The organism is Paraburkholderia ultramafica (genome assembly GCF_902859915.1).
Taxonomy (GTDB): Bacteria; Pseudomonadota; Gammaproteobacteria; order Burkholderiales; family Burkholderiaceae; genus Paraburkholderia; species Paraburkholderia ultramafica.
On sequence record NZ_CADIKK010000004.1, the window covers coordinates 287,326 to 293,774 of the forward strand.

4 protein-coding genes and 1 pseudogene are annotated in these 6,449 nt (G+C 62.9%); 1 reads left to right on the forward strand and 4 read right to left on the reverse strand.

What is annotated here, in order from left to right; translation table 11 throughout:
* Positions 1-37 precede the first annotated feature (37 nt).
* From ubiE to HV744_RS06575, 4 genes are all read right to left on the reverse strand, one after another.
* Positions 38-769 carry a bifunctional demethylmenaquinone methyltransferase/2-methoxy-6-polyprenyl-1,4-benzoquinol methylase UbiE gene (gene ubiE, locus HV744_RS06560; protein ID WP_175148735.1) on the reverse strand — a complete coding sequence of 244 codons (732 nt, stop codon included), beginning with the start codon at positions 767-769 and terminating at the stop codon, positions 38-40.
* Positions 770-836: 67 nt separating this feature from the next.
* Positions 837-1,250 (reverse strand): gamma-butyrobetaine hydroxylase family protein, encoded by a 414-nt coding sequence (locus tag HV744_RS06565; protein ID WP_175148721.1) that lies wholly within the window; start codon positions 1,248-1,250, stop codon positions 837-839.
* Positions 1,251-1,257: 7 nt separating this feature from the next.
* Positions 1,258-1,686, reverse strand: a complete 429-nt coding sequence (locus tag HV744_RS06570) for an HIT family protein (RefSeq protein ID WP_175148722.1) — start codon at positions 1,684-1,686, stop codon at positions 1,258-1,260.
* A gap of 34 nt (positions 1,687-1,720) precedes the next feature.
* The gene (locus tag HV744_RS06575) at positions 1,721-5,815 is read right to left on the reverse strand and encodes a DUF3683 domain-containing protein (protein ID WP_175148723.1); all 4,095 of its coding nucleotides are present in this window, start codon (positions 5,813-5,815) and stop codon (positions 1,721-1,723) included.
* A gap of 106 nt (positions 5,816-5,921) precedes the next feature.
* Here HV744_RS06575 and HV744_RS06580 point away from each other — a divergent pair.
* Positions 5,922-6,449, forward strand: a pseudogene (locus HV744_RS06580) (hypothetical protein); the annotation flags it as partial.

The window sequence follows — 6,449 nt, forward strand, 5'->3', positions numbered from 1 at the left end:
TTCGTACTTTCCTTTAAAAATCGATGGGTTAGGAACCCTAGTATTTGGTCCCCACGTGTAAAGCTACCACGCCAGCTGACAAATTGTAATATTTAACGCCATCCAGGCCCGCTTGTTCCATCATTGTTTTTAAAGTTTCCTGGTCCGGATGCATCCGGATCGACTCCGCCAGGTACTGATAGCTCTCGGCATCTTTCGCAAAGCGTTCGCCAAGCCACGGCAACACCTTAAAAGAATAGACGTCGTAGACCTTCTTGAGCGGATCCCACACCTTCGAAAATTCCAGCACCAGCAGACGCCCTGCCGGCTTGAGCACGCGGCGCATTTCCGCCAGCGCGACGTCCTTGTGCGTCATGTTGCGCAAGCCGAACGCCACGGTGACCACGTCGAAGTAATTGTCCGGAAAGGGAATTTTCTCGGCGTCGCAGAGCAGCGCCGGGGTAATGACGCCCTTGTCCAGCAGCCGGTCGCGGCCCACCCGCAGCATCGATTCGTTGATGTCGGTGTGCCAGACCTGGCCGGTCTCGCCCGCCTGTTTCGCGAAAGCCCTCGACAGATCGCCCGTGCCGCCCGCGATGTCGAGCACCTTGTAGCCCGGCCGCACGTTCGCCTGGGCGATCGTGAACATCTTCCACGCCCGGTGCAACCCGCCCGACATCAGGTCGTTCATCAAGTCGTAGTTCGCGGCAACCGAGTGGAACACGCCCGCCACCTTCTGCGCTTTTTCCTGTTCGTCGACCGATTGAAAGCCGAAGTGGGTTTTGCTCATCGCGCTCGTCCTTTCGCGTATTCTGAAATGTTGCGCCGCATCAGCGCGGCGATCGGGGCGAATCGTATCAGTGACAGTGTCCGTGCGCAGCGCCGGATGGCACCATCGGCGTATCGCGGTCGACGCCGGCCGCTTGCAGTCTGGCGAGATAGTCGCGCCAGAGTTCATCCTGGCGGACCGCCATGTCGTACAGCAGATCCCACGAATAGATGCCGGTGGCGTGGCCGTCGGAAAAAGTCGGCTGCAGCGCGTAGTTGCCGACGCCTTCGATCATCGTGATCGTGACCTCGCGCTTGCCGGTCTGCAGGGTTTGCTGGCCGGGCCCATGGCCCTGCACTTCCGCCGACGGCGAATACACGCGCAGCAGTTCGAACGGCAGGCGATACGATTCGCCGTTTGCGTACTGCAATTCGAGCACGCGCGATTTGGAATGCAGCACCACACCGGTCGGCACCGGGGTCTCGGGAGTCAGTCCGCTCATAATGGCCTCAGGCAAAAGCTTGTTCGATTTCCTGCCGCACCGCTTCACGCAGCAAGGTGGCTTGCGCACGGCGCGACGACAGCATGGCTTCGGACACCGTGCGCTGGCGCGGCGCCCAGATGGGCAGGGGGAAATGAGCGTCGTTCGAAAAACGCGGAATCACGTGCCAGTGCACGTGCGGCACCTGGTTGCCGAGGCTCGCCAGATTCACCTTCACCGGGTGAAGAATGCGCCGGATCGCGCGCTCGACCGCATATACGGCCCTCATCACGCGATCGCGGTCACTGGCGCCGAGATCGGAAAACTCGGCCACATGGTTGTTCCAGATCACCCGGCAAAAGCCCGGGTAATCGTGTTCGTCGGCGAGAACGACACGCAGCGTGTCGTCCTGCCACAGTACATCGCCGCCATCTTCGCGGCAAAAAACGCAGTCCATCGTCGTCCTCAGGCAAAAATCGTCAGTCGTGCCATTAAACCAGCACGCGCTCGATTCCGCCATTGTTCGCCCTTTGAACGTAATCCGCCATCCAGTCTTCGCCCAGCACGTGACGCGCCATCTCGACGACGATGTAGTCCGCCTCGGTGTTCGCATCTTCGTTGTAGCGCGACAGCCCTTGCAGACAGGACGGGCAGCTCGTCAGGATCTTCACGTCGGTGGCGCCGTTCGGCTGCGGGCCGTCGCCGGCCTTGAGCACCGAGCCATTCGGCGCACCCGCCGCGCCGGCCGATGCGTTGGCCGGATTGATCGCGTTCGCACCGGCTTGCGCCACCACCGGAATGCCGCGCAGCCTGGCCGCGCCCTTGCGGATCTCCTCTTCCTTGCGGAAGCGCACCTGCGTCGAAATGTCAGGACGCGTCACCGCGAGTGTGCCGGATTCGCCACAGCAACGATCGTTCTTCTCGATCTTGTAGCCGTCTTTTTCCGAACCCATCAGCTGATTGACCAGCTTGACCGGGTCCATCGTCTTGATCGGCGAGTGGCACGGGTCATGATACATGTAGCGCACGCCGTTCACGCCCTCGAGCTTGATGCCCTTCTCCAGCAGGTACTCGTGGATGTCGATGATCCGGCAGCCCGGGAAGATCTTCTCGAATTCGTAGCCGGCGAGCTGGTCGTAACACGTGCCGCACGACACCACCACCGTCTTGATGTCGAGATAGTTCAGCGTGTTGGCGACACGGTGGAACAGCACGCGATTGTCCGTGACGATCTGCTCGGCCTTGTCGTACTGGCCCGAGCCGCGCTGCGGATAGCCGCAGCACAGATAGCCCGGCGGCAGCACGGTTTGCACGCCCGCTTCCCACAGCATCGCCTGGGTGGCCAGACCCACCTGCGAGAACAGCCGCTCGGAGCCGCAGCCCGGGAAGTAGAACACCGCTTCCGTGTCGGCGGTGGTCGTCTTCGGATTGCGGATGATCGGGACGATCTTGTTGTCCTCGATGTCGAGCAATGCGCGCGCGGTTTTCTTCGGCAGGTTGCCCGGCATCTTCTTGTTCATGAAGTGGATCACCTGCTGCGTGACCGGCGGCTTGCCGACCGTGGCCGGCGGATGCGCCGTCTGCTTCTTCGTGAACTTCTTCAGCACTTCGTTGCCGAGGCGCTGCGCCTTGTAGCCGACGCCCATCATCGCGGTGCGCGCGAGGTTGATGGTCTGCGGGTTGGTCGCGTTCAGGAAGAACATGCCCGCCGCGTTGCCCGGGTTGAACTTCTTCTTGCCCATCTTGCGCAGCAGGTTGCGCATGTTCATCGTCACATCGCCGAAGTCGATCTTCACCGGGCACGGCGTCACGCACTTGTGACAGACGGTGCAGTGGTCGGCGACGTCGTTGAACTCGTCCCAGTGCTTGATCGACACGCCGCGGCGCGTCTGCTCCTCGTACAGGAACGCCTCGACCAGCAGCGAAGTGGCGAGAATCTTGTTGCGCGGGCTGTACAGCAGGTTCGCGCGCGGCACATGGGTCGCGCAGACCGGCTTGCACTTGCCGCAGCGCAAGCAGTCCTTGATCGACTCGGAAATCGCGCCGATATCGGACTGCTGCATGATCAGCGATTCATAGCCCATCAGGCCGAAGCTCGGCGTGTAGGCGTTGCGCAGGTCGGCGCCTTCGAGCAGCTTGCCCGCATTGAAGCGGCCATGTGGATCGACGCGCTGCTTGTACGCGCGGAATTCGCCGATCTCGTCGTCGGTCAGGAATTCGAGCTTGGTGATGCCGATGCCGTGCTCGCCGGAAATCACGCCGTCGAGCGAACGCGCGAGCTTCATGATGCGCGCGACCGCTTTGTGCGCGTCCTGCAGCATCTCGTAGTTGTCGGAGTTGACCGGCAGGTTCGTGTGCACGTTGCCGTCGCCCGCGTGCATGTGCAGCGCGACGAACACGCGGCCGCGCAGCACCTGCTTGTGGATTGCCTCGGCTTCGTCGAGGATCGGCTTGAACTCGCCGCCGTTGAAGATCTGCCGCAACTCGGCGCGGATTTCCTGCTTCCACGACACGCGGATCGTACGGTCCTGCGTGATATGGAACACGGTCGCATCGGGCTGCGCGTCGGCGCGGTCGGCGAATTTTTCCGCCAGCGCTTCGTAGCCGAGCCCGACCAGATAATGCTGCGCCTCGCGCACCGACAGGTCGAGCTTGTCGCGCAGGAATTCCCAGCGCGTGCGCACGCGCGTCAACAGATCGAGCGCCTGCTGCACGCGATCTTCGAGCAACTCGGCGCTGGGAATTTCGTTGGCGTCGTCGCTCTTGCCGAGCGGCAGCTTGCCGCTCCTGAAGAACGCGTCGAGCGCGTCGACCAGTTGCAGCTTGTTCTTGATCGACAGCTCGATGTTGATCCGCTCGATGCCGTCCGTGTACTCGCCCATGCGGTCGAGCGGGATCACCACGTCCTCGTTGATCTTGAACGCGTTGGTGTGCTTCGCGATCGCGGCGGTGCGGCTGCGGTCGAGCCAGAAACGCTTGCGCGCCTCGGCGTTGACCGCGACGAAGCCTTCGCCGCTCTTGCCGTTGGCCATGCGCACGACTTCCGAGGTGGCCAGCGCGACCGCATCCGCATCGTCGCCGACGATGTCGCCGATCAGCACCATCTTTGGAAACGCGTTGCGCTTGCTCTTGGTCGCGTAGCCGACCGCGCGCAGATAGCGCTCGTCCAGATGCTCCAGACCCGCGAGAATCGCGCCGCCCTGGCGCGACGTCTCGAACAGGTAGTCCTTGATTTCGACGATGCTCGGAATCGCCTCGCGCGCCTGGCCGAAGAATTCGAGGCAGACGGTGCGCGTATGCGCGGGCATCTTGTGCAGCACCCAGCGCGCGGACGTGATGAGGCCGTCGCAGCCCTCCTTCTGAACGCCCGGCAGACCGGCGAGAAATTTGTCGGTGACGTCCTTGCCGAGGCCTTCCTTGCGGAACACGCGGCCCTTGATGTCGAGCGCTTCGGTGCGCAGCAGCTTTTCGCCCGGCGCGTAGTTGCCGTCGAACCATTTGAGTTCGAAACGCGCGACTTCGATGTCGTGAATCTTGCCCATGTTGTGGTCGAGGCGCGTGACTTCGAGCCAGTTCCCTTCCGGGTCGACCATCCGCCACCACGCGAGATTGTCGAGCGCCGTGCCCCATAACACCGCCTTCTTGCCGCCCGCGTTCATCGCGACGTTGCCGCCGACGCAGGACGCGTCCAGCGAGGTCGGATCGACCGCGAACACGAAGCCGGCCTGCTCGGCCGCTTCGGTCACGCGGCGCGTGACGACGCCCGCGCCGGAGAAAATCGTCGCGACCTTGCGATCGACGCCCGGCAGTTCGGTCATCTCGACCGCGCCGAGCTGTTCGAGCTTTTCAGTGTTGATCACGGCCGAGAACGGCGTGAGCGGCACCGCGCCGCCCGTATAGCCCGTGCCGCCACCACGCGGAATCACGGTCAGCCCCAGTTCGAAACACGCCTTGATCATGCCGGCGATCTCGGCTTCGGTATCCGGCGTGAGCACGACGAACGGGTATTCGACGCGCCAGTCGGTGGCGTCGGTCACGTGCGACACGCGGGACAAACCGTCGAACTTGATGTTGTCCTTTTCCGTGACCTTGCCCAGCACCTTGGTCGCGCGACGGCGCAGATCGTAGGTCTTCTGGAATTCGCTCGCGAAATCGTCGACCGCGCGGCGCGCGGCCTGAACCAGCGTTTCGACGCGAGCGGCACGGTCGACGCCCGCTTCATCGCCGTGTTCGACCAGATCGGCGCGGCGGCGCTTCTCGATCTCCGAGAGACGGTGATGCAGCGCTTCGATCAACATCGCGCGGCGCTTCGGGTTGTCGAGCAGGTCATCCTGCAGGTACGGATTGCGACGCACGACCCAGATATCGCCGAGCACTTCGTACAGCATCCGCGCCGAACGGCCGGTGCGGCGTTCCGCGCGCAATTCGGCGAGCACTGCCCAGGCGTCATCGCCAAGCAGGCGGATGACGATTTCGCGGTCGGAAAACGACGTGTAGTTATAGGGAATTTCGCGCAGACGCGCTTCGGGATCGGCGGCCACCGCAGCGGCGGCCCCATGCGGATCGAAAACTTGAGGTGCGTTCATGTTGGACGACTCTGTAGGTCAACCGGGCGCGCTCATCGGGAGGCGTCGGCTGACAGTGCGCGTGGGGCGCAATGCCTGGAAATCTTTCTATTAGGTGGAGCGAAGCATGACCGACGGCCTTACCCACATCGGTCGCTTCGCGGCGCTCAGATCTAACTACACGATCGTGCGTGGCGGACGAGACGCTCCGCCGCGGGGCAAGACTCACGCGGGACGGGCATCAAGTGGGCGATCCGAGGCTGCCAGTGCATCTTCCGATCCTTATTCCAAAATGGAATTCTACCGCATGATTCCGCCACGCGTTGACGGCTGCAATCGGACCTGTGACGGGGCTTCAGGCGTTTTCACGAGGAATCGCGCGGCGGCGCGCAGGCGCGGAATTGCCAGACCGAATGGTCGGGCGGCCCTTGACGGCACGGCTTCGGCGGATAAGCGGAAGGCCAGAGCCAGCAACGTTGGCGCTATCATTGACGTTTTCCCGTCTTCCAACGCGCACCGCGCCACCCGCATGGCTTCCAACGATTACCTGAAAAAAATCCTGACCGCGCGCGTCTACGACGTGGCCCGCGAGACCGAACTCGAACGCGCGCCGAATCTGTCGGCACGCCTGCGCAATCCGGTCTATCTGAAGCGC